Here is a 20,385-nt window from a genome sequence, read left to right as displayed (position 1 = left end):
TACGGAACCGGCCGCGTCAGCCCCGGCCGATCGGGGCCAGGACCGCCGACGTCAGGTTCGCCAGGTCGGTGGGGGCGAGCTCCACCTCCAGGCCGCGGCGGCCGGCCGAGACGCAGATCGTCTCGTGGCGGGTCGCCGACTCGTCCAGCACCGTCGGCAGCTTCTTGCGCTGGCCGAGCGGCGAGATGCCGCCCCGCACGTACCCCGTGGTGCGCTCCGCCAGCGCCGGGTCGGCCATCGACGCACGCTTGCCGCCGGCCGCCGAGGCCAGCGCCTTCAGGTCGAGCTGGCCCGCCACCGGCACCACCGCCACGGTCAGGGCGCCGTCGACGTCCGCCACCAGCGTCTTGAAGACGCGGTCGGGGGAGACGCCCATCGCCTCGGCCGCCTCCTCGCCGTAGCTCGGGTGGGAGGGGTCGTGGTCGTAGGAGTGCACCGTGAACGGCACCTCGGCGGCGGTGAGCGCCACTGTGGCGGGCGTGCCGTTGGACTGCTGCTTCTTGGGCTTCTTGGCCATGCCGGTCGTCGCTCCGCAAGCGTCAGTTGAGACTCGTCGGCGCCCGCGTCAGCTCCGACGCGGGCAACGACGGAAGACTACGGATGATCGCCGTCTCGGTGCGAAGCAGTTTCAGCTCGTCGCGCAGCCGGGACGCGGTGTCCGGCGCCTGGAGCAGCCGCTGCCGCGTCGGCGTGTCCAGCATCATCGCGGCGGCGACCAGGTACGACACCACGCTGGGCTCGTCCGGCAGCTCCGCGTCCGAGGTCAGCGACCGCTCCCGGGCCCCCGCCAGCCGCTTCTGGTACTGCCGGAACGCCCGCAGCACGCCCTCGGCCAGCGGCCCCGCCTCCTCGCCCGGGTCCTCCTCCAACTGCTCCAGCTCGGCCGTGAGGAAGGGGCCTGAGGCGTCCACCGACAGCAGCCGCACCCGGGTCGTACCGGTCGCCAGCACCTCGAAGGTGCCGTCGGGCCGCTCCCGGATCGTCGCCGCGTCGGCGATGCACCCCACCTTGTGGAACGCGTGCAGCGGGTCCGCGCCGAAGCCGGCCGCGGGGCCCCGTTCGGGCACGGCCGTGGGGTCGGGCAGCCCGGGGGCGCTCGGCGCCACCTCGTGGCCGTCCCGGATCGCCACCACGGCGAACTGCCGTGGCTCGTCCTCCGGGGTCTTGAGCAGCTCGCGCATCATGGCGCGATAACGCTCCTCGAAGACGTTGAGCGGGAGCACGAGCCCCGGGAACAGCACCGTGTTCAGGGGGAAGAGCGGAAGCCGGACGGTGGTCACGACGTAAGAGCCTAATGGTCGCGGGGCTCCGGCCGTCCGCGCCGTTCGCTCCCCGGACGTCGGAACCGGGCGCCCGAGGCGTCCGTCGCGGTCGTTTCGGCTCCCGACTCGACTGCCCGGTGCACTTCCTGACGGACCTCCAGGAAGCGCCCGAGCGGGTCGTCGGCGTCCCGGTCCCACGGGAAAGAGGTGGCGTACGGGCCGGTCAGCCGGAACTGCTCCAGCGCGTCCCGCCGACGCCCGAGCCGGACCAGGACGTGGGCGAGGAGGTTGCGCAGCTCGGCCGGCCACGGCTGGGCCGACGGCAGCCGCGCGGACAGGACGGCCGCCCGGTCGGCTGCCGCGTCCAGCCGCGCCCGCTCGACCGGCGGGCCGCAGCCGTCGGTGAGGTAGCCGAACGCCGCGCGCAGCGGCAACGCCTGGGTGAGCGAGCCCTCCGGCGCGTCCTGCGCGGCCGTCTCGGCGAAGTCGAAGCACTCGCGGTGCGAGCCGTGCCAGGAGGACGCCAGGTAGCGCAGGGCCGCCACATGGCAGCCCTGGTGGTGCGGGGCGCGGCGCACCGCCGCCTCCCACAGCTCCTCGAAGTACGTGTGGCCGGCCCGCGCGCCGCGCGCGTGGTCCAGGGCCAGCCGCCAGGGCACCGGGTCGCGGTGGTCGGCGCGGGCGGCGGCCGTGATCAGCGGGCTCACCTCGCGCAGCAGCTCGGCGCGGGCCGGGGAGTCCCAGACCCGGTCCACCGCGCGCTGGGCGTCCAGGAGCAGCGCGTCCGGGTCGCGCGGGGCGCGGGTGCGCCAGGCGTCCAGCCACTCGGGCCGCGACCGCGAGAACGCGGCGAGCCGGCGTACGTAGCGGTCGCGGTGCTCCCACGCGGACCGGCGGCGGGTGGCGACGAGCAGTTCGGCCGCGGGGGCGTGGTCTCCGGCGGCGGCTCCGACGAGCGCCCGGCCGAGTGCGTCGTCCGGCACGTCGAGGAGGACCTCGTCGTCGGCGGGCAGCGCGGTCTGGGCGGGGGGCGGCGGGGTGCCCGTCCGCCTGCCCCGCGCCCGGGACGTGCGGGTGAACGCGTGCAGCAGAGCCATGGTGTCGACCATTGAAAGACCGCTGGTCACGGGTGCGCCAGGGGCCACGCGGAAGTTGTGGAAAGTTGTACGGGGGTTGGTCAAGGGGAGGCAAAAACGGTGGGCTCTGGGGATGGCTGGCGCCTCGGTGGTCCCAGGTGTCGCACATCTGCGGATTCACGGCCCCGTGTCGCCGTGGACGTCGCGCAGTTCCCCGCGCCCCTGGGGTGGTGGCGTCACGCCGATCTCACGTGGCGTGGGGACGCTTTCGTTGCGCAGTTCCCCGCGCCCCTGAGGGTGTCGCGCTCACGCCATTCTCACGTGCCGTGGGGACGCTTTGGTCGCGCAGTTCCCCGCGCCCCTGGGGGGTGTGGCGCTCACGCCGTTCTCGGGTGCCGTGGGGACGTTTACGTCGCGCAGTTCCCCGCGCCCCTGAGGGGGTGGCGTGCTCATGTGCGGCGCAGGGTGCGGGTTGCGCCCGCTGCCACCGTGGTCGCCAGGATCCAGCCCAGGAGGATGAACGCCGTCGACAGCCACTGCCAGCCGCCGCGCAGTTGCCAGAAGCCCGCCTGGCCCAGGTCGATCACCGGGAGCAGCAGGTCCAGCGCGAACAGCGCCGGGTTCCAGTCCGGATGCTCACCCGCCTTCAGCGGTGGGTGCTCCGCCCGCGCGAAGGCCACCGAGCCGGCCGCCCACAGCACCGCCATCCACACCGCGGCCCGGCCCGGGCGGTACCCGTAGGCGACCGTCCAGTCCTGCGCGTACCCCCACAGCTTCGCGGCGAGCGGCAGGCTCTCGCGGCGCCGCCGCTGCTTGGCCAGCAGCACCTCACGGGCGTCCTCGTCCGCCCCGCTCTCCCGCAGCACCGTCGCCAGCCGCTCGTACGGTTCGGGGGTGTACTCGGCGCTCGCCGCGTCCACCCAGCGCAGCCGCAGCGTCAGCGGGAACGGGCCGCGCGGCACCAGGTTCTCGTAGGTGAAGCCGCCCATGTGCAGCCGTCCCGGGCCCGGCCAGCTGTCCGCCCGGTCCACCAGATTCACCACTCGCGCTCCCGACAGCACCACCCGCCCGCGCGCCGGCCGCTGCCCGAGGAACCGCAGCTCCGGCGTCTGCACCCGGCGCAGCGACAGCTCCTGTTCGTCGGCGAGGGTGAACTCGGCGCCCTCGAAGTCGACCGCGTCCCCGAACCGCCCGTCGTCCAGCCGGATCCCGCCCTCGCACTCGAACCGCTGGATGCGCGTGCCCTGCGCGGGCGTCATGCCGCTGCGGGCCTGGGCTCCCACCCCGGCCGGGGTCAGGTACAGCGAGCGCTCCACGGTCAGCTGCGGCGCGTTCAGCGCGAGACGGGCGCGCGGGTTGACCAGCCGGGCGCCGCGCAGGCTCAGCGAGACGCCGATGGTCGCGCCGCGCAGGCTCAGCTCGCCGTACGACTCGAGCATCTCCGCCTGGAGGTCCTGGCCGACGCTCATCCCGTCCCCGGCTATGGAGCGGCCGCTGCGGTCGCGGTGCACGACCGCCTGGTTGAGCAGCAGATCCGTGCCGATCCGGGCGTCGGTGAGCCGTATGCCGCCGAGGAAGCGGCAGCGCGGCAGATGCAGATCGCCCTCGGTGCTCAGCCGGGCGGCCTCCAGCCGGGGTACGGAGCAGTCCACCAGCCGCATCGTGGTGAACCGCGCCTCCGGCAGGAGCACGTCCCGCTCGAAGCGGCAGCCGCGCATCTCCACGTACGGCTCGACCGTGCCCCCGGCGAGGTCCAGCGGGCCGCTGATCCGCACCCCGACCAGCTTCAGCGAGGAGACGCGGCCGGCCAGCGCGGGCGGGCCGTCCAGCAGCAGCCAGCACACCACCCGGGCCCGCACCGTGCGCCCGGGTCCCCAGGGGTGTCCTCCGTGCGGATCGTCGACCAGCGCGTCGCCGCAGCTCAGGTCGTACACGCTGCCGTTGCGGAAGGCCTGCCACATCCCCGCCTCCGCGGCGGTCAGGTCCTCCGGCGGCTCGCCGTCGTGCGGTCCCGTCCCTTCGGCCACGGAACTCCCCTCCTCCCCGTTACTCACCGGTTCATCACTTCGTACAGCCGTTCATGCCCGGTACGGTGAGCTGTTGAACACGGAAAGTGAAGAGGATCTCGAAAACGAGCGCGGACCGTCACGACGAGCGTGATGTATCAGCCACTGGAACGGGCGGACGCCCTCCGGGGCGGGTCTGAGAGAATTGGGCACGTGATCTCGCGAATCGACCTGCGCGGCGACGCCCTCCCCGAGGGCCCCGCCCTGCGTGACCTGCTGCCCCGTGCCGACTTCGACGTCGCGGCCGCCCTGGAGAAGGTGCGGCCCATCTGCGAGGACGTGCATCATCGCGGCGACGCGGCGCTGATCGACTTCGCCGAGCGCTTCGACGGCGTGAAGCTGGACCAGGTCCGGGTGCCCGCCGCGGCGCTGGAGCGCGCGCTGCAGGAGCTCGACCCGGCCGTGCGCGCCGCCCTGGAGGAGTCGATCCGCCGGGCCCGCCTCGTGCACCGCGCGCAGCGCCGCACCACCCACACCACCCAGGTCGTGCCGGGCGGCACGGTCACCGAGAAGTGGGTGCCGGTCGACCGCGTCGGGCTGTACGCGCCCGGCGGCCGGTCCGTCTACCCGTCCTCCGTGATCATGAACGCGGTGCCCGCGCAGGAGGCCGGTGTCCCGTCGGTCGCGCTGGCCTCCCCGGCCCAGGCCGAGTTCGGCGGGCTGCCGCACCCGACGATCCTCGCCGCGTGCGCGCTGCTCGGCGTCGACGAGGTGTACGCGGCCGGCGGCGCCACCGCCGTCGCGATGTTCGCCTACGGCACCGAGTCCTGCCCGCCCGCCAACATGGTCACCGGCCCCGGCAACATCTGGGTCGCCGCCGCCAAGCGCTACTTCACCGGGAAGATCGGCATCGACGCCGAGGCCGGCCCGACCGAGATCGCGATCCTCGCGGACTCCACGGCCGACCCGGTGCACGTCGCCGCCGACCTGATCAGCCAGGCCGAGCACGACCCGCTGGCCGCCGCCGTCCTCGTCACCGACTCCACGGACCTCGCGGACGCGGTCGAGAAGGAGCTGAAGCCGCAGGTCGAGGCCAGCAAGCACGTCGACGAGCGGATCGCGCCCGCCCTCGGCGGCAAGCAGTCCGCGATCGTGCTGGTCGACGGCGTCGAGGAGGGCCTGCGGGTCGTCGACGCCTACGGCGCCGAGCACCTGGAGATCCAGACCGCCGACGCCGCCGCTGTCGCCGACCGGGTGCGCAACGCCGGCGCGGTCTTCGTCGGCCCCTGGTCCCCGGTGTCCCTCGGTGACTACGCGGCCGGCTCCAACCACGTGCTGCCCACCGGCGGCTGCGCCTGCCACTCCTCGGGCCTGTCCGTGCAGTCCTTCCTGCGCGGCATCCACGTCGTCGACTACACGGAGGACGCCCTCGCCGAGGTCGCCCACCACGTGGTCACGCTGGCGGAGGCGGAGGACCTGCCCGCGCACGGCGCGGCGATCAAGGCCAGGTTCGGCTGGAAGGTGCCCGAGGACAAGTGAGCGACGTGAGCATCGACGACCTCCCCGTGCGGGACGAGCTGCGCGGCAAGACCCCCTACGGCGCGCCGCAGCTGGACGTTCCCGTACGGCTCAACACCAACGAGAACCCGTACCCGCTGCCCGAGCCGCTGGTCGAGCGGATCGCCGAGCGGGTCCGCGAGGCCGCCCGGCACCTCAACCGCTACCCCGACCGGGACGCGGTCGAGCTGCGCAGCCGGCTGGCCGCCTACCTGACGAAGACCACCGGCCACCCGGTCGCCCTGGAGAACGTCTGGGCGGCCAACGGCTCCAACGAGGTCATCCAGCAGCTGCTGCAGACCTTCGGCGGTCCCGGCCGCACCGCGCTCGGCTTCGAGCCGTCGTACTCGATGCACGGCCTGATCGCGCGCGGCACCGGCACCGGCTGGATCTCCGGCCCGCGTGACGAGGACTTCTCCCTCGACCCGCCCGCGGCCGAGAAGGCGATCGCCGAGCACCGGCCCGACGTCGTCTTCGTCACCACCCCCAACAACCCCACCGGCAACGCGGTCCCCGCCGACACGGTGCGCGCCCTGTACGACGCCGCGCAGGCCGCGAAGCCCTCGATCGTGGTCGTCGACGAGGCGTACGTGGAGTTCAGTCACGGCGACTCGCTGCTGCCGCTGCTCGACGGGCGCCCCCACCTGGTGATCTCCCGCACCATGTCGAAGGCGTTCGGCGCCGCCGGACTGCGTCTCGGCTACTTCGCCGCGCACCCGGCCGTCGTCGACGCCGTCCAGCTGGTGCGGCTGCCGTACCACCTGTCGGCGGTCACCCAGGCGACGGCGCTGGCCGCGCTGGAGCACACCGACACCCTGCTCGGCTACGTCGAGCAGCTCAAGGCGGAGCGGGACCGGCTGGTCGCCGAACTGCGCTCCCTGGGCTACGAGGTGACCGACTCCGACGCCAACTTCGTCCAGTTCGGCCGCTTCCAGGACTCCCACGCCGTATGGCGGCAGATCCTCGACCGGGGCGTCCTGGTCCGGGACAACGGCGTACCGGGACGGCTGCGGGTCACCGCGGGCACCCCGGCCGAGAACGACGCGTTCCTCGACGCGGTACGTGAGATCAAGAAGGAGCACAGCGCATGACCCGCGTAGGACGCGTGGAACGCACCACCAAGGAAACCTCCGTGCTCGTGGAGATCGACCTCGACGGCACCGGGAAGACCGAGATCTCCACCGGGGTCGGCTTCTACGACCACATGCTCGACCAGCTCGGCCGGCACGGTCTGTTCGACCTCACGGTGAAGACCGAGGGCGACCTCCACATCGACTCCCACCACACCATCGAGGACACCGCCCTCGCGCTCGGCGCCGCCTTCAAGCAGGCGCTCGGCGACAAGGTGGGCATCTACCGCTTCGGCAACTGCACGGTCCCGCTGGACGAGTCCCTCGCCCAGGTCACCGTCGACCTCTCCGGCCGCCCCTACCTCGTGCACTCCGAGCCCGAGAACATGGCGCCGATGATCGGCGCCTACGACGTGACGATGACCCGGCACATCCTGGAGTCCTTCGTCGCCCAGGCGCAGATCGCGCTCCACGTCCACGTGCCCTACGGGCGCAACGCCCACCACATCGTGGAGTGCCAGTTCAAGGCCCTCGCCCGGGCCCTGCGCTACGCCTCCGAGCGCGACCCGCGCGCGGCCGGCATCCTGCCCTCCACGAAGGGCGCGCTGTGAGCGACGCACGCGTGGCCGCCGGGCCGCGGACGACGACGATGGCCGCACCTCTGCGCCGCGCGGGCGGAGAAGCGAACGGAGGGACACGGTGAACGGACTGTCCACCGTCCTGATCGTCGTCGGCCTGTTCTTCGTCGGAGGGATCATCTCCTTCGTCAAACAGAAGATGCCCACGAGCCTGATCACGCTGATGTCCGTCGGCGCCGCGCTGTGCATCGTCACGGGCCTGCTGCAGATGGAGGTGTGAGACCTTGAGCAGCACCAGGAATGTCGTGGTCTTCGACTACGGCTTCGGCAACGTCCGCTCCGCCGAGCGTGCCCTCGCGCGCGCCGGTGCCGACGTCGAGATCACCCGCGACTTCGACAAGGCGATGAACGCCGACGGGCTGCTGGTGCCCGGCGTCGGCGCGTTCGCCGCCTGCATGAAGGGCCTCAAGGAGGCCCGCGGCGACTGGATCGTCGACCGCCGCCTGGCCGGCGGCCGCCCCGTCATGGGCATCTGCGTCGGCATGCAGATCCTCTTCGCCCGCGGCATCGAGCACGGCGTCGAGGCGGAGGGCCTCGACGAGTGGCCCGGCTCCGTCGAGCCGCTCCAGGCCGACGTCGTCCCCCACATGGGCTGGAACACCGTGGACGCCCCCGAGCGCTCCCGGCTGTTCGCCGGCCTGGACGGCGACGCGCGCTTCTACTTCGTGCACTCCTACGCCGTCCACGACTGGTCGTTCGAGGTGACGAACGCGGCGATGGAGCCTCCGCTCGTCACCTGGACCACCCACGGCAAGCCCTTCGTGGCCGCCGTGGAGAACGGCTCCCTGTGGGCCACCCAGTTCCACCCCGAGAAGTCCGGCGACGCCGGCGCCCAGCTCCTCACCAACTGGATCGGAACCCTGTAGAGACATGGCCACCCTCGAACTCCTCCCCGCCGTCGACGTCCGCGACGGCCAGGCCGTCCGCCTTGTGCACGGCGAGTCCGGCACCGAGACCTCCTACGGCTCGCCGCTGGAGGCCGCGCTCGCCTGGCAGCGCTCCGGCGCCGAGTGGCTGCACCTGGTCGACCTGGACGCCGCGTTCGGCACCGGCGACAACCGCGAGCTGATCGCGGAGGTCACCAGGGCGATGGACATCAAGGTGGAGCTGTCCGGCGGCATCCGCGACGACGACACCCTGGCCGCCGCCCTCGCCACCGGCTGCACCCGCGTCAACCTCGGCACGGCCGCCCTGGAGACCCCCGAGTGGGTCGCCAAGGTCATCGCCGAGCACGGCGACAAGATCGCCGTCGGCCTCGACGTGCGCGGCACCACCCTGCGCGGCCGCGGCTGGACCCGCGACGGCGGCGACCTCTACGAGACGCTGGACCGTCTCAACAAGGAGGGCTGCGCCCGCTACGTCGTCACCGACATCGCCAAGGACGGCACCCTCCAGGGCCCCAACCTGGAGCTGCTGAAGAGCGTCTGCGCCGCCACCGACCGCCCGGTCGTCGCCTCCGGCGGGGTGTCCTCGCTGGACGACCTGCGGGCGATCGCCGAGCTGGTGCCGCTCGGCGTCGAGGGCTCCATCGTCGGCAAGGCCCTGTACGCCAAGGCGTTCACCCTGGAAGAGGCCCTGGAGGCTGTGTCCCGATGACGTCGGAAGCCGTGCGGCGCGTGCAGAGCGGGAACCCCTGGGAGGAGACCCTCGGCTCGGCGCGCGCCGTCGCGGCCGGCGACCTCGTCCTGGTCGCGGGCACCACCGCGTTCCGGGGCGACGTGCTGTACGGGGAGGGCGACCCGTACGAACAGGCCAAGGTGGCCTTCACCAGCGCGTTGGAGGCGGTCGCGGAGTTCGGGCTCGACGCCGGGTCCGTGATCCGCACCCGTATCCATCTCGCCCACGCGCGGGACGTGGACGAGGCCTGCCGCGCGCACAAGGAGCTGTTCGACACGGTCCGGCCGGTCACCACGCTGCTGGTGGTCGAGGGCTTCGTCGACTCGCGCGTACTGGTCTCAGTGGAACTCGAAGCATTCAGAGGAGCCGTGGATTCATGACCCTGGCGGTCCGAGTCATCCCCTGCCTGGACGTGGACGGCGGCCGGGTCGTCAAGGGCGTCAACTTCCAGAACCTGCGCGACGCGGGCGACCCCGTCGAGATGGCGAAGGTGTACGACGCGGAGGGCGCCGACGAGCTGACGTTCCTGGACATCACCGCGTCCTCCGGCAACCGTGAGACCACCTACGACGTGGTCCGCCGCACCGCCGAGCAGGTGTTCATCCCGCTCACCGTGGGCGGCGGCGTGCGCACCGCCGAGGACGTCGACAAGCTGCTGCGGGCCGGCGCCGACAAGGTGGGCGTGAACACCGCCGCCATCGCCCGGCCCGACCTCATCCGGGAGATCGCCGAGCGGTTCGGCCGCCAGGTGCTCGTCCTCTCGGTCGACGCCCGGCGCACCGAGGGCGGGACCTTCGAGGTCACCACGCACGGCGGCCGCCGCGGCACCGGCCTCGACGCCGTCGAGTGGGCGCACCGCGCCGCCGAGCTGGGCGCCGGCGAGATCCTGCTGAACTCCATGGACGCCGACGGCACCAAGGACGGCTACGACCTGGAGATGATCGCCGCCGTGCGCAAGCACGTCACGGTTCCGGTGATCGCCTCCGGCGGCGCCGGCAAGCTCGCCGACTTCCCGCCCGCCGTCGCCGCCGGCGCGGACGCGGTGCTGGCCGCCTCGGTGTTCCACTTCGGCGACCTGCGCATCGGCGAGGTCAAGCAGACCCTCAGGGACGCCGGCCACCCGGTGCGGTGAGCCTCAGCCGAGCGGCTGCGTGAGCTGGATCAGATTGCCGACCGTGTCGTCCAGCAGCGCGGTCAGCACCGGGCCCTGCTTCTCCGGCTCCCGGACGAAGTGGACGCCCTCCCCGCGCAGCCGCTCGAACTCCGCGCGCAGGTCGTCCACGGAGAACACGATCGACGGCAGCCCCGCCTCGCGCACCGCGCGCCGGTAGGGCTCCGCGATCGGCCCGTCGCCCGGCTCCAGCAGCAGCTCCAGATCCGGCTGGGCGCCCTCGCGCGCCCCCACCGTGACGAACGGCTTGCCGCCGCCCGGGTTCACATGGGTGCGCGTCTCGAAGCCGAGCACCCCGGTGTAGAAGGCGTGCGCCTTGGCCACGTCCTCCACGTACACACTCGTCATGGCGACCTTGATCACGAGCCGTGCCTTTCCGGAGCCGAGCCGAGCGGTCAGATGCCGAGCTGCTTGGTGGCGCGCAGCCGGGCGATCGCGTTCTCGTCGCCGTCCAGCTCCACCTTCGCGGCGCCCTGCCGGCCGTACGTGAACATCACCAGCTCGGACGGCTGTCCGGTCACCGTCACCACCGGCGCCCCGCGGCGCGCCACCGTCGTCTGCCCGTCCGGACGGCGCAGCACCAGACCGGTCGGCACCCCCCGGCCCATCAGCCGCGCCGAGCGCTCGAGGCGTGACCACAGGGCGTCCTGGAACACCGGGTCCAGCTCGCGCGGCGTCCAGTCCGGCTGCGCCCGGCGGACGTCCTCGGCGTGGACGTAGAACTCGATCACGTTCGACATCTCGTCGACCTGCTTGAGCGAGAAGGGGGAGAACCGCGGCGGGCCGGTGCGGATCAGCCCGATCAGCTCGTCGTACGGCTTCGCCAGGAACTCCGCCGTCACCCGCTCCAGACGCGACGCCAGCTGTTTCACCAGGATGCCGCCCGCCGCGTCCGGACGGCGCTCGCGCACCACCACGTGCGCGGCCAGGTCCCGGGTGGTCCAGCCCTCGCAGAGGGTGGGCGCCTCCGGGCCCGCGGTCTCCAGCAGGTCGGCCAGGAGGAGTCGTTCACGCTTGGCATGGGTCGACATGCCAGCCAGCCTACGGCGGGCCGTCACGTCCGGACAGTGGACGACGGCACGGGGGGACCGGGGGCGCGCGGCAGAATGGACCCATGACCAGCACGCCCGCCCGTCGCCCGGCCACCGCCCCTCACGGAGGCGCTTCGCGCCACGGCGCTCCGCCCAGCAGCCTCGACCCGGAGATCGCCGCGCGCCTCAAGCGCACCCCGGACGGCCTCCTCCCCGCGATCGCCCAGCAGTACGACACCGGGGAGGTGCTGATGCTGGGCTGGATGGACGACGAGGCGCTGCACCGCACCCTCACCACCGGCCGCTGCACCTACTGGTCGCGCAGCCGCCAGGAGTACTGGGTCAAGGGCGACACCTCGGGCCACTTCCAGTGGGTGAAGTCGGTCGCGCTGGACTGCGACGCCGACACCGTGCTGGTCAAGGTCGACCAGGTGGGCGCCGCCTGCCACACCGGCGACCGCACCTGCTTCGACGCCGACGTGCTGCTGAAGGACGCGGACGCCGGTACCGGCGTGCCCGCCGGCGATCAGTAGGGTCTGCCGCCATGGACCTCGAGACGTTCCGCAAGCTCGCCACCGACCGCCGGGTCATCCCGGTCACCCGCAAGCTCCTCGCCGACGGCGACACCCCGGTCGCGCTCTACCGCAAGCTCGCAGCGGAGCGCCCCGGCACCTTCCTGCTGGAGTCCGCGGAGAACGGGCGCGCCTGGTCCCGCTACTCCTTCGTCGGTGTCCGGTCCGCCGCCACCCTCACCGAGCGCGACGGGCAGGCCCGCTGGGAGGGCACCCCGCCGGTCGGCGTGCCCGTCGACGGCGACCCGCTCGCCGCGCTGCGCGCCACCCTCCGGACCCTGCACACCCCGCGCGACCTCGCCCAGGACCTCGGCCTGCCGCCCTTCACCGGCGGCCTGGTCGGCTACCTCGGCTACGACATCGTGCGCCGCCTGGAGAAGATCGGCCCCGGCGAGCGGGACGACCTGAAGCTGCCCGAGCTGACCATGCTGCTCACCAGCGACCTCGCCGTCATGGACCACTGGGAGGGCTCCGTGTGGCTGATCGCCAACGCGATCAACCACAACGACCTGGAGACCGGCGTCGACGAGGCCTACGCGGACGCCGTGGCCCGCCTCGACGCCATGGAGGCCGACCTCGCCCGCCCGGTCGCCCAGCCCCCGGCCGCGCTGCCGCCGTCCGAGCTGCCCGGGTACACCGCGCTGTGGGGCGGCCCCGATTTCCAGGAGGCCGTCGAGGACGTCAAGGAGCGCATCCGCGCGGGCGAGGCCTTCCAGGTGGTCCCCTCCCAGCGGTTCGAGACGCCCTGCACGGCGAGCGCCCTGGACGTCTACCGGGTGCTGCGCGCCACCAACCCGTCGCCGTACATGTACCTGTTCCGGTTCGACGGCTTCGACGTGGCCGGGTCGTCGCCCGAGGCGCTGGTGAAGGTCGAGGACGGGCAGGCGATGGTGCACCCCATCGCCGGCACCCGGCACCGCGGCGCCACCCCGCAGGAGGACCAGGCGCTCGCCGACGAGCTGCTCGCCGACCCCAAGGAGCGCGCCGAGCACCTGATGCTCGTCGACCTCGGCCGCAACGACCTCGGACGGGTCTGCGAACCGGGCTCCGTCGAGGTCGTCGACTTCATGTCGATCGAGCGCTACTCGCACGTCATGCACATCGTCTCGACCGTCACCGGGCGGGTCGCCGCCGACCGCACCGCCTTCGACGTGCTCACCGCCTGCTTCCCGGCCGGCACCCTCTCCGGCGCGCCCAAGCCCCGCGCGATGCAGATCATCGACGAGCTGGAGCCGTCCCGGCGCGGCCTGTACGGCGGCTGCGTCGGCTACCTCGACTTCGCCGGGGACTCCGACACGGCCATCGCCATCCGCACCGCCCTGCTGCGCGACGGCACCGCGTATGTGCAGGCGGGTGCGGGCATCGTGGCCGACTCCGACCCGGTCGCCGAGGACACCGAGTGCCGCAACAAGGCGGCCGCGGTGCTGCGCGCCGTCCACACCGCGAACCGGCTGGGTGACGGCTGACACAGCCCCCCGGATGCCGCGCGGGCCGGGGACGGGGCCATAGTGGAGGGCGTGACTGCCGTACCCAGCCCCCGTTCCGAGCCCGCCGGCCCCTCCCGGACCGGCCGTACGAGTCTCGCCGCCGCCCTGCTGAGCGGCGCCCTCGGCGCGGCCGTGGCCCTGCTCGCCACCCGGCAGGAGTGGTCGGAGGGCACCGCGACGGTGGCCGGCGGCGCGTTCCCGCTGACCGCCAAGGGCAGTGACGTCACCGGCGTGCCCGCCGCCCTGGCCGTCGTCGGGCTCGCCGCCCTGGTCGCCGTCTTCGCCGTGCGCCGCGCCGGACGGCTCGCCGTCTCCGCCGTGCTCGCCCTCTCCGGGGCCGGCACGGTCGCCGCCGCGCTGCTCGGCGCGTCCGACTCCACCGCCCTCGACGAGAAGGCCGCGCAGGCCTCCGGCGACGCCTCCGCGACCGTCGGCGCCCTCTCCCACACCGCCTGGCCGTACGTCGCCGCCGTCGGCGGACTGCTGCTGCTCGTCGCCGGACTGCTCGCCCTGCGCTACGGACGCCTGTGGCCCGCCATGTCCGGCCGCTACGAGCGGGGCGGCGCTCCTCGTCCGCGCCGGACGGCCGCCCAGGCCGACCCGGACCGTCCCGAGGAGCTCTGGAAGGCCCTCGACCGAGGCGAGGACCCCACCGGCGCCTGAGCCGCGCAACCCGCCACGGCAGACCCCGGCGCACGGCGGTCCGGCGTGTGCGGGACAATGGGGACGAGCGTTCCGCTCACCCACGTACACGGCAACGAGGAGCAAGCAATGGCGGGCAGCAGCCACGGTCACACCCCGGCCGCCTGGACCGGTGTCATCATCGCCTTCATCGGTTTCTGCGCCGCGGGCGCGTTCATGGTGATGGCCCAGCCCGTGGGCTTCTGGGTCAGCATGGGCGTCATCCTCCTCGGCGGCGTGGTCGGCGCCGTCATGCGTTCGATGGGCCTGGGCCAGCCGAAGAGCGACCACCCGGTGCACGCGACCACCGGCGACCGCGAGCCGGCCCGCGCCCAGGGCTGAGCCCCGCGGACCACTCCGTACGGGGGCGGCGTCCGGCCGTGAGCCGGAGCCGCCCCCGCGGTGTGCCCGGGGGACAATGCCTCCCGTGAACGCCCCGAGCCCCCACGCGGTCCCCGGCCGGGCGGCCCGGCTGGCCGCCCCCGCCGGCCTGCTCGCCGCCGTGACCGCGGCCTTCGCCTACGTCGCCGCCGTCGACCCCAACGAACCCGGGCACTACCCGGTCTGCCCGCTGCTCGGCCTCACCGGCCTGTACTGCCCCGGCTGCGGCGGACTGCGCAGCGCCCACGCCGTCGCCCACGGCGACCTGGCCGCCGCCCTCCAGGCCAACGCCCCCGCCGTCCTCGGCTACGCCGCCTTCGCCGTGCTGTGGACCGTCTGGGTGGTCCGCGCGGCGCGTGGCCGGCCGATGCGCCTCGACCCGCCGCCCGCGGTGCTGTGGACGGTCGGCGGCCTGCTGCTGGCCTTCACGGTGCTGCGGAACACGCCGTTCGGCGGCTGGCTGCACCCGTGAACGAGCGGTGATCGTCCAGGTGCTGGACGTCGCCACAGCCGGATGCGGGGCATTCGCCCTGCTCCGGATACCATCGCAGGGACCAGCCAAGCCCGACCGTCAGGAAGGGGGCCGCTCGCGTGAGTGTGCTCGACGAGATCATCGACGGAGTCCGTGCCGACCTCGCGGAGCGGCAGGCGCGCGTCAGCCTCGACGAGCTCAAGGAGCGCGCGGCCAAGGCCCCCGCCGCCAAGGACGGCGTGGCCGCCCTGCGCGGCGACGGCGTCAAGGTGATCTGCGAGGTCAAGCGCTCCAGCCCGTCCAAGGGCGCGCTGGCCGCGATCGCCGACCCGGCCGGCCTCGCCGCCGACTACGAGGCGGGCGGCGCCGCCGTCATCTCCGTCCTCACCGAACAGCGCCGCTTCGGCGGCTCGCTGGCCGACCTGGAGGCCGTCCGCGCCAAGGTCGACATCCCGGTGCTGCGCAAGGACTTCATCGTCACCTCGTACCAGCTCTGGGAGGCCCGCGCGTACGGCGCCGACCTGGCGCTGCTGATCGTGGCCGCCCTGGAGCAGTCCGCCCTGGAGTCGCTCATCGAGCGCGCCGAGTCCATCGGCCTCACCCCGCTGGTCGAGGTGCACGACGAGGACGAGGTGGAGCGGGCGGTCGACGCCGGCGCCAAGGTCATCGGCGTCAACGCGCGCAACCTGAAGACCCTCGAGGTCGACCGCGGCACCTTCGAGCGGGTCGCCCCCGAGATCCCGGCGCACCTCGTGAGGGTCGCCGAGTCCGGCGTGCGCGGCCCGCACGACCTGATCGCCTACGCCAACGCCGGGGCCGACGCCGTCCTGGTCGGCGAGTCCCTGGTGACCGGCAAGGACCCGAAGACGGCGGTCGCCGACCTGGTCGCCGCGGGCGAGCACCCGGCCCTCCGGCACGGCCGCTGAGACCTCGCAAGGCTGACCCCCGATGACGCTCTCCCGACTCGCACGAGGCTGCCGGCCCCGCGGCTGCCGTGCCCCGGCCCGCCGGGTCCACGGCCGCAGGGTCCGCTACGTCATCGGCGACGAACCGGGCCAGGTGAACGGCAGGCGATGGCAGCGCGCCCCGCAAGGGGCGCGGGGAACGGCGCGCTGAACCACAACGGACCCGCACGGGCCGAACACCCCCCACCCCTCCAGGGGCGCGGGGAACTGTGCGACGAGCCACGTACGGCCTGCGGCCGACGAACCACCCCGCCCCCACGGCGCTCAGTGTCGTCCACACACACTCACCGTGAGGTACACGCATGCCCAGCACCTTCTTCATCCCCGACCCGGAGGGTCGAACCCCTTCCACGGAGGGCTACTTCGGCGCCTTCGGCGGCAAGTTCATCCCCGAGGCCCTCGTCGCCGCCGTCGACGAGGTCGCCGTCGAGTACGACAAGGCCAAGTCCGACCCCGAGTTCGCCCGCGAGCTCGACGCCCTCCTGGCGCACTACACCGGCCGCCCCAGCGCCCTCACCGAGGTCCCCCGCTTCGCCGAGCACGCCGGCGGCGCCCGCGTCTTCCTCAAGCGCGAGGACCTCAACCACACCGGCTCGCACAAGATCAACAACGTGCTCGGCCAGGCCCTGCTCACCAAGCGCATGGGCAAGACCCGCGTCATCGCCGAGACCGGCGCGGGGCAGCACGGCGTGGCCACCGCCACCGCCTGCGCCCTGTTCGGCCTCGAGTGCACGATCTACATGGGCGAGATCGACACCCGGCGTCAGGCGCTGAACGTGGCCCGGATGCGGATGCTCGGCGCCGAGGTCGTCGCCGTGAAGTCCGGCAGCCGCACCCTCAAGGACGCCATCAACGAGGCGTTCCGCGACTGGGTCGCCAACGTCGACCGCACCCACTACCTGTTCGGCACCGTCGCGGGCCCGCATCCCTTCCCGGCGATGGTCCGCGACTTCCACCGCGTCATCGGCGTGGAGGCCCGCCGCCAGCTGCTGGAGCAGGCCGGCCGGCTGCCCGACGCCGCGGTCGCCTGCGTCGGCGGCGGCTCCAACGCCATCGGCCTGTTCCACGCGTTCATCCCCGACGAGGGCGTCCGCCTCATCGGCTGCGAGCCCGCCGGACACGGCATCGAGACCGGCGAGCACGCCGCCACCCTCACCGCCGGCGAGCCCGGAATCCTGCACGGCTCCCGCTCCTACGTCCTCCAGGACGACGAGGGCCAGATCACCGAGCCGTACTCGATCTCCGCGGGTCTCGACTACCCGGGCATCGGCCCCGAGCACGCCTTCCTCAAGGACAGCGGCCGCGGCGAGTACCGGGCGGTCACCGACGACGCCGCCATGCAGGCCCTGCGCCTGCTGTCGCGCACCGAGGGCATCATCCCGGCCATCGAGTCCGCGCACGCCCTGGCCGGCGCCCTGGAGGTCGGCAAGGAGCTGGGCAAGGACGGGCTGATCGTCGTCAACCTGTCCGGGCGCGGCGACAAGGACATGGACACCGCGGCCCGCTACTTCGGGCTGTACGACACGGACGCCGAGGTCGAGGACAACGCCTCCGGCACCGCCGAGATCGAGGGGGACGCCAAGTGAGCGGGAACGTGCGGCTGCTGAGCGACACCCTCGCCGCGGCGAAGGAAGAGGGCCGTTCCGCCCTGATCGCCTACCTCCCGGCCGGGTTCCCGACCGTGGACGGCGGCATCGAGGCGGTCAAGGCGGCGATCGAGGGCGGCGCCGACGTCGTCGAGGTGGGGCTGCCGCACAGCGACCCCGTCCTGGACGGCCCGGTCATCCAGACCGCCGACGACATCGCCCTGCGCGGCGGGGTGCGCATCGCCGACGTGATGCGCACGGTGCGCGAGGCCCACGCGGCCACGGGCGCGCCGATCCTCGTCATGACGTACTGGAACCCGATCGACCGCTACGGCGTGGAGCGGTTCACCGCCGAGCTGGCGGAGGCCGGGGGCGCCGGGTGCATCCTGCCCGACCTGCCGGTCCAGGAGTCCGCGCTGTGGCGCGAGCACGCCGAGAAGCACGGGCTGGCCACCGTCTTCGTGGTCGCGCCCAGCAGCAAGGACGAGCGGCTCGCCGAGATCACCGCGGCCGGCAGCGGCTTCGTCTACGCCGCCTCCCTCATGGGCGTCACCGGCACCCGCGCGTCGGTCAGCTCCCAGGCCGAGGACCTGGTGCGGCGCACCCGTGCCACCACCGACACCCCCGTCTGCGTCGGACTCGGAGTGTCCAACCCGGCGCAGGCCGCGGAGGTCGCCCGGTTCGCCGACGGGGTGATCGTCGGCTCGGCCTTCGTGAAGCGGATGCTGGACGCGCCCGACGACGCCGCGGGCGTCGAGGCCGTCCGCGCTCTCGCCGGTGAGCTGGCCAAGGGCGTGCGCGGACAGGTGTGACCGCACCGGCCGGCCGTCCGCGGCGGGCCGTCGGGGTCCCTCGTACGGGTGGACCTGGGACCGGGGAGGCGCTGGGTGCCTCCCCGGTTCGTTCTGCGGGGTGTGAGCGACAAGAACCGTGAGGGAAAGCGCACCGCCCGGGAGCGGATGGCGGCAGAGCGCGAGAAGCAGAAGACGGCGGAGAAGCGGCGCCGCACCCTGATCGTGGGCGCGAGCGTGGTCTGCGTCCTGGGACTCGCGGCGGTGATCGGCGTCGTCGCGGCCAACTCCGGCGGGGACGACGAGAGCAAGGCGTCCGGCCCGGTGGTGGCGCCCTCGGGGGCCCAGGGCAAGGACGGCCTGGCCATCCCGGTCGGCGAGGAGAACGCCAAGGCCACCCTCACGGTCTGGGAGGACTTCCGCTGCCCCGCCTGCAAGGCCTTCGAGCAGACCTACAGCTCGACGCTGAACGAGCTGACCGAGGCCGGCAAGCTGAAGGTCGAGTACCACCTGGTCACGCTGATCGACGGCGGCCTCGGCGGCAGCGGCTCGCTGAACGCGGCCAACGCCGCCGCGTGCGCCCAGGACGCGGGGAAGTTCACCGCGTACCACGACGTGCTGTTCGAGAACCAGCCGATGGAGAGCGACGACGCCTTCTCCAGCGACGACAAGCTGTTCGACCTGGCGAGCAAGGTCGACGGGCTCGACACCCCCGAGTTCCGCACCTGCGTCGAGGACGGCACGCACGACAGCTGGGTGGTCAAGTCCAACGAGGCCTTCCAGAAGGGCGGCTTCAGCGGCACCCCGACGGTGCTGTTCGAGGGGCAGAACATCTACCAGGACCGTTCCATGACGCCCGAGAAGCTCAAGCAGATGGTCGAGGAGGCGAACAAGTCCTAGGGCCCTTTCACCGGGGCCTGTTATGGAGCCGTAGCCGGGCTGCCTGCCGTACGGGCGGTCCGGCACGGTAGCGTCGGTCCTGCCATGGAACTTGCCTACATTCCCAGCCCGTCGAGCGGGGTGCTGTACCTCGGCCCCGTTCCGCTGCGCGGCTACGCGTTCTGCATCATCATCGGCGTCTTCGTAGCCGTCTGGCTCGGCAACAAGCGCTGGATCGCCCGGGGCGGGCGGGCCGGCACGGTGGCGGACATCGCTGTCTGGGCCGTGCCGTTCGGCCTGGTCGGCGGCCGGCTCTACCACGTGGTCACGGACTACCAGCTGTACTTCAGCGAGGGCCGTGACTGGGTGGACGCCTTCAAGATCTGGGAGGGCGGCCTCGGCATCTGGGGCGCCATCGCCCTGGGCGCGCTCGGCGCGTGGATCGGCTGCCGCCGCCGAGGCATCCCGCTTCCCGCCTACGCCGACGCCATCGCCCCCGGCATCGCGCTCGCCCAGGCCATCGGCCGCTGGGGCAACTGGTTCAACCAGGAGCTGTACGGGCGGGAGACCGACCTGCCGTGGGCCGTGGAGATCACCTCCTCCGCCGACGGCCGCATGCCGGGCACCTACCACCCGACCTTCCTCTACGAGTCGCTGTGGTGCGTCGGCGTGGCGCTGCTGGTCATCTGGGCGGACCGGCGCTTCGAACTCGGACACGGCCGCGCCTTCGCGCTGTACGTCGCCGGGTACTGCGCGGGCCGCTTCTGGATCGAGTACATGCGGGTCGACGAGGCCCACCACATCCTCGGCCTGCGGCTGAACAACTGGACGGCCCTCCTGGTCTTCCTGCTGGCGGTGCTCTACATCGTGCTGTCCGCCCGGAAGCGTCCGGGCCGGGAGGCCGTGGTCGAGCCGGGCGCCGGCGACGGCGAGGGCCCGGCCGCCGACGCGAAGAAGACCGACGGCGACGCGACCGGGAAGGACGCCCCCGCCGAGGAGGCGACGACGGGCGACGCCCCGGACACCGAGGACTCCGGTAGGCCCGGGAAGCCGGACGAGCCCGAGGCGTCCGCGGAGCAGGAGGGCGCCGAGGAGCCGGAGGAATCCAAGGACGGGGCCGGGTCGGCCAAGAAGGGCTGACCG

At 73.2% G+C, this 20,385-nt stretch carries 24 protein-coding genes; 18 read left to right on the top strand and 6 right to left on the bottom strand.

The window, feature by feature from the left end; genetic code table 11:
• Positions 1-16: 16 nt before the first annotated feature.
• The 4 genes from ybaK to MTR79_RS25255 form a co-directional block, all read right to left on the bottom strand.
• Complete coding sequence (ybaK, locus tag MTR79_RS25270) at positions 17-517, bottom strand: Cys-tRNA(Pro) deacylase (protein WP_086699922.1); 501 nt, start codon at positions 515-517, stop codon at positions 17-19.
• A gap of 22 nt (positions 518-539) precedes the next feature.
• Positions 540-1,280, bottom strand: coding sequence for an LON peptidase substrate-binding domain-containing protein (locus MTR79_RS25265; RefSeq protein ID WP_086699920.1), 741 nt, complete (start codon positions 1,278-1,280; stop codon positions 540-542).
• An 11-nt stretch (positions 1,281-1,291) separates the two neighbouring features.
• Positions 1,292-2,371, bottom strand: a complete 1,080-nt coding sequence (locus MTR79_RS25260) for a hypothetical protein (protein WP_086699919.1) — start codon at positions 2,369-2,371, stop codon at positions 1,292-1,294.
• A 416-nt stretch (positions 2,372-2,787) separates the two neighbouring features.
• A complete protein-coding gene (locus MTR79_RS25255) occupies positions 2,788-4,365 on the bottom strand; it encodes an oxidoreductase (protein WP_189366155.1) in 1,578 nt (525 codons plus the stop codon).
• Positions 4,366-4,557: 192 nt separating this feature from the next.
• On the opposite strand from MTR79_RS25255, the gene hisD reads away from it, so the two are divergent.
• The 8 genes from hisD to hisF all read left to right on the top strand — a co-directional run bounded on the left by hisD (position 4,558) and on the right by hisF (position 10,358).
• Entirely contained in the window at positions 4,558-5,883 is a 1,326-nt protein-coding gene (gene hisD, locus MTR79_RS25250; RefSeq protein WP_199207296.1) for a histidinol dehydrogenase, read from the top strand.
• Positions 5,880-6,992 carry a histidinol-phosphate transaminase gene (locus tag MTR79_RS25245; RefSeq protein ID WP_086699914.1) on the top strand — a complete coding sequence of 371 codons (1,113 nt, stop codon included), beginning with the start codon at positions 5,880-5,882 and terminating at the stop codon, positions 6,990-6,992. Before hisD ends, MTR79_RS25245 begins: the two co-directional genes overlap by 4 nt.
• A complete protein-coding gene (gene hisB, locus MTR79_RS25240) occupies positions 6,989-7,582 on the top strand; it encodes an imidazoleglycerol-phosphate dehydratase HisB (RefSeq protein ID WP_086699913.1) in 594 nt (197 codons plus the stop codon). The genes MTR79_RS25245 and hisB overlap by 4 nt, the downstream gene beginning before the upstream one ends.
• An 88-nt stretch (positions 7,583-7,670) precedes the next feature.
• Positions 7,671-7,829: a hypothetical protein gene (locus MTR79_RS25235; protein ID WP_033273033.1), complete on the top strand. Its 159-nt coding sequence runs from the start codon at positions 7,671-7,673 to the stop codon at positions 7,827-7,829.
• A gap of 4 nt (positions 7,830-7,833) precedes the next feature.
• Positions 7,834-8,475: an imidazole glycerol phosphate synthase subunit HisH gene (gene hisH / locus MTR79_RS25230; RefSeq protein ID WP_244792021.1), complete on the top strand. Its 642-nt coding sequence runs from the start codon at positions 7,834-7,836 to the stop codon at positions 8,473-8,475.
• Positions 8,476-8,479: 4 nt separating this feature from the next.
• The gene (priA, locus tag MTR79_RS25225; protein ID WP_086699909.1) at positions 8,480-9,205 is read left to right on the top strand and encodes a bifunctional 1-(5-phosphoribosyl)-5-((5-phosphoribosylamino)methylideneamino)imidazole-4-carboxamide isomerase/phosphoribosylanthranilate isomerase PriA; all 726 of its coding nucleotides are present in this window, start codon (positions 8,480-8,482) and stop codon (positions 9,203-9,205) included.
• The gene (locus MTR79_RS25220; RefSeq protein WP_086699908.1) at positions 9,202-9,606 is read left to right on the top strand and encodes a Rid family hydrolase; all 405 of its coding nucleotides are present in this window, start codon (positions 9,202-9,204) and stop codon (positions 9,604-9,606) included. Before priA ends, MTR79_RS25220 begins: the two co-directional genes overlap by 4 nt.
• On the top strand, positions 9,603-10,358 hold the full coding sequence (gene hisF, locus MTR79_RS25215; protein ID WP_086699906.1) for an imidazole glycerol phosphate synthase subunit HisF: 756 nt from the start codon (positions 9,603-9,605) through the stop codon (positions 10,356-10,358). Before MTR79_RS25220 ends, hisF begins: the two co-directional genes overlap by 4 nt.
• A gap of 3 nt (positions 10,359-10,361) precedes the next feature.
• Here the strand turns inward: hisF and MTR79_RS25210 are convergent, their stop codons facing one another.
• Both MTR79_RS25210 and MTR79_RS25205 read right to left on the bottom strand, forming a co-directional pair.
• On the bottom strand, positions 10,362-10,760 hold the full coding sequence (locus MTR79_RS25210) for a VOC family protein (protein ID WP_086699905.1): 399 nt from the start codon (positions 10,758-10,760) through the stop codon (positions 10,362-10,364).
• A gap of 32 nt (positions 10,761-10,792) precedes the next feature.
• On the bottom strand, positions 10,793-11,428 hold the full coding sequence (locus MTR79_RS25205) for a TIGR03085 family metal-binding protein (RefSeq protein ID WP_244792020.1): 636 nt from the start codon (positions 11,426-11,428) through the stop codon (positions 10,793-10,795).
• Between the two features lie 83 nt (positions 11,429-11,511).
• Between MTR79_RS25205 and hisI the strand changes: the two genes are divergently transcribed.
• The 10 genes from hisI to lgt all read left to right on the top strand — a co-directional run bounded on the left by hisI (position 11,512) and on the right by lgt (position 20,382).
• On the top strand, positions 11,512-11,961 hold the full coding sequence (gene hisI, locus MTR79_RS25200) for a phosphoribosyl-AMP cyclohydrolase (RefSeq protein WP_086699902.1): 450 nt from the start codon (positions 11,512-11,514) through the stop codon (positions 11,959-11,961).
• 11 nt (positions 11,962-11,972) lie between these two features.
• Positions 11,973-13,466 carry an anthranilate synthase component I gene (locus MTR79_RS25195; protein WP_086699900.1) on the top strand — a complete coding sequence of 498 codons (1,494 nt, stop codon included), beginning with the start codon at positions 11,973-11,975 and terminating at the stop codon, positions 13,464-13,466.
• A 42-nt stretch (positions 13,467-13,508) separates the two neighbouring features.
• On the top strand, positions 13,509-14,150 hold the full coding sequence (locus tag MTR79_RS25190) for a TIGR02234 family membrane protein (protein WP_244792019.1): 642 nt from the start codon (positions 13,509-13,511) through the stop codon (positions 14,148-14,150).
• Between the two features lie 108 nt (positions 14,151-14,258).
• On the top strand, positions 14,259-14,510 hold the full coding sequence (locus MTR79_RS25185) for an HGxxPAAW family protein (protein ID WP_048456862.1): 252 nt from the start codon (positions 14,259-14,261) through the stop codon (positions 14,508-14,510).
• A 76-nt stretch (positions 14,511-14,586) separates the two neighbouring features.
• Positions 14,587-15,021, top strand: a complete 435-nt coding sequence (locus MTR79_RS25180; RefSeq protein ID WP_244792018.1) for a DUF2752 domain-containing protein — start codon at positions 14,587-14,589, stop codon at positions 15,019-15,021.
• Positions 15,022-15,140: 119 nt separating this feature from the next.
• Entirely contained in the window at positions 15,141-15,947 is an 807-nt protein-coding gene (trpC, locus tag MTR79_RS25175; protein WP_019525466.1) for an indole-3-glycerol phosphate synthase TrpC, read from the top strand.
• A gap of 341 nt (positions 15,948-16,288) precedes the next feature.
• Positions 16,289-17,572, top strand: a complete 1,284-nt coding sequence (gene trpB, locus MTR79_RS25170; RefSeq protein WP_122216896.1) for a tryptophan synthase subunit beta — start codon at positions 16,289-16,291, stop codon at positions 17,570-17,572.
• Complete coding sequence (trpA, locus tag MTR79_RS25165; protein WP_086704184.1) at positions 17,569-18,384, top strand: tryptophan synthase subunit alpha; 816 nt, start codon at positions 17,569-17,571, stop codon at positions 18,382-18,384. The genes trpB and trpA overlap by 4 nt, the downstream gene beginning before the upstream one ends.
• A gap of 102 nt (positions 18,385-18,486) precedes the next feature.
• Positions 18,487-19,263 (top strand): thioredoxin domain-containing protein, encoded by a 777-nt coding sequence (locus MTR79_RS25160; protein ID WP_244792017.1) that lies wholly within the window; start codon positions 18,487-18,489, stop codon positions 19,261-19,263.
• A gap of 84 nt (positions 19,264-19,347) precedes the next feature.
• Entirely contained in the window at positions 19,348-20,382 is a 1,035-nt protein-coding gene (gene lgt / locus MTR79_RS25155; protein ID WP_086704180.1) for a prolipoprotein diacylglyceryl transferase, read from the top strand.
• Positions 20,383-20,385: the final 3 nt, after the last annotated feature.

Source organism: Streptomyces sp. BJ20, assembly GCF_022869105.1.
Classification (GTDB): domain Bacteria; phylum Actinomycetota; class Actinomycetes; order Streptomycetales; family Streptomycetaceae; genus Streptomyces; species Streptomyces griseoincarnatus.
Note: the sequence above shows the minus strand (reverse complement) of the source record. Positions and strands in the feature narration are given on the sequence as shown.

Excerpts from the sequence above, each read along its gene's own strand:
- hisI (WP_086699902.1), top strand. The coding sequence starts at position 11,512 with ATGACCAGCACGCCCGCCCGTCGCCCGGCCACCGCCCCTCACGGAGGC.
- hisB (WP_086699913.1), top strand. The coding sequence starts at position 6,989 with ATGACCCGCGTAGGACGCGTGGAACGCACCACCAAGGAAACCTCCGTG.
- trpB (WP_122216896.1), top strand. The coding sequence starts at position 16,289 with ATGCCCAGCACCTTCTTCATCCCCGACCCGGAGGGTCGAACCCCTTCC.
- hisF (WP_086699906.1), top strand. The coding sequence starts at position 9,603 with ATGACCCTGGCGGTCCGAGTCATCCCCTGCCTGGACGTGGACGGCGGC.
- lgt (WP_086704180.1), top strand. The coding sequence starts at position 19,348 with ATGGAACTTGCCTACATTCCCAGCCCGTCGAGCGGGGTGCTGTACCTC.
- MTR79_RS25205 (WP_244792020.1), bottom strand. The coding sequence starts at position 11,428 with ATGTCGACCCATGCCAAGCGTGAACGACTCCTCCTGGCCGACCTGCTG.
- MTR79_RS25260 (WP_086699919.1), bottom strand. The coding sequence starts at position 2,371 with ATGGTCGACACCATGGCTCTGCTGCACGCGTTCACCCGCACGTCCCGG.
- priA (WP_086699909.1), top strand. The coding sequence starts at position 8,480 with ATGGCCACCCTCGAACTCCTCCCCGCCGTCGACGTCCGCGACGGCCAG.
- MTR79_RS25195 (WP_086699900.1), top strand. The coding sequence starts at position 11,973 with ATGGACCTCGAGACGTTCCGCAAGCTCGCCACCGACCGCCGGGTCATC.
- MTR79_RS25220 (WP_086699908.1), top strand. The coding sequence starts at position 9,202 with ATGACGTCGGAAGCCGTGCGGCGCGTGCAGAGCGGGAACCCCTGGGAG.
- MTR79_RS25180 (WP_244792018.1), top strand. The coding sequence starts at position 14,587 with ATGCCTCCCGTGAACGCCCCGAGCCCCCACGCGGTCCCCGGCCGGGCG.
- MTR79_RS25185 (WP_048456862.1), top strand. The coding sequence starts at position 14,259 with ATGGCGGGCAGCAGCCACGGTCACACCCCGGCCGCCTGGACCGGTGTC.
- ybaK (WP_086699922.1), bottom strand. The coding sequence starts at position 517 with ATGGCCAAGAAGCCCAAGAAGCAGCAGTCCAACGGCACGCCCGCCACA.